General features: G+C 36.7%; 1 protein-coding gene. It reads right to left on the bottom strand.

Annotated elements, in window-relative coordinates:
- Window positions 1-29: 29 nt before the first annotated feature.
- Window positions 30-1,193, bottom strand: a complete 1,164-nt coding sequence (locus tag KFO40_RS25575; RefSeq protein WP_005868407.1) for an IS4 family transposase — start codon at window positions 1,191-1,193, stop codon at window positions 30-32.
- Window positions 1,194-1,319 lie beyond the last annotated feature (126 nt).

Raw genomic sequence — 1,319 nt, 5'->3', positions numbered from 1 at the left:
CATTAGTGTCCCATTAAAATTGGGACGAATTAAAAATTAAATAAACTTGGCCCATTTGGTCCGAATCGTTCTTTGTCATTTTGAAATTTAGTTTTATCAAAGAGGTCTCTCAGATGAGTCTTATCAGTCAATGAGATGCTCAGTATTTGTAACACTTCATATGTACTTCTGTTCAGTTGCATATCGTGTTGAATGATTGCCACCAAACAGTAAGCGCATATAGCAGCATATATCTGTATTCGAACAGCATTCTCTGTAGTTCCCCAAAATCTTTTGATTTTAAGGTGCTGCTTGAGCCATTTGAAAAACAGCTCTACCTGCCAGCGATTTTTATAAAGTTCAGCAACTTGAAGCGCAGATATATGCATCGCATTGGTTATGAATGTAAATTCTCGTTCTTGTTCTTCATCCCAATATTTAACCAATCTAAGTGGCTCTGGATAATATTGTTTAGGATAGAATCCTGTCAGAAATACACTTGCGTCTGAAAGCACATTCTTAGGCAGCCTACGTTTCCATTGGATGGATTTGTACCCGAGATTCTTTTTTGCTCTGACAACAAAGTAGGCTTCAATTTGATGAATTTTATACAGTATTTTGAAGTTGTTATAACCGCGGTCAAAGATGTAATAAGAGCTTGGTTCATAAGGAATTTCAATCATAACTTTAGAATCGTGTACGGATGCTTCCGTGATATGAAAGAATGCAGGAATCTGTGTTTCCACATCATATAATGTATGCACTTTGATACCACCTTTCTTTTTGCGGAATTTTGCCCACCAAAAGACTGAAAGGCACAGGTCAATAGTTGTCGAATCGAAAGCATAAACGTTACCGCCAAGTTTGAAAATATGATTAGCACACTTTTGTCGTGCTTCGCTAACCAGGTAGTAAGCATATTCTTCAAAGATGTGATAGTCTCTATCTTGATTTGCTCTTGCCAGCGATGACTTTGATACATTTTTACCCATTCCTAAATGATAACATTTGGAATGATGAGCTTCAAGAGCAACTATCAAATCTCGCAGACTTTCACGATTAGAAAGTTGACCAAACATCAAAGCAAGTAGTTGATTCCAGCAGGTGAAGTGCTTCACATATTTATCACCATCATACTTGGTGACTATGCGGTTAAACTTACTTCGATTCAGAAATGAAGCCAATTGAGCGAAAACGTATTTGTCTTGGAACATATGCCATCGGATTAATCTGATGCAAAGCTACAAATTCAAGTCCGTTCGCTCGGAAAATCGCTGTAACTAACTAAATTTCAAATATTTCAAAGAACTCTTTTAGATTTTAATGGGACAACAATGTTT

Origin of the sequence: Bacteroides sp. 1001302B_160321_D4 (assembly GCF_015667765.1) — a bacterium.
Lineage (GTDB): Bacteria > Bacteroidota > Bacteroidia > Bacteroidales > Bacteroidaceae > Bacteroides > Bacteroides xylanisolvens.
This window is presented reverse-complemented; position numbering and strand designations above follow the sequence as displayed.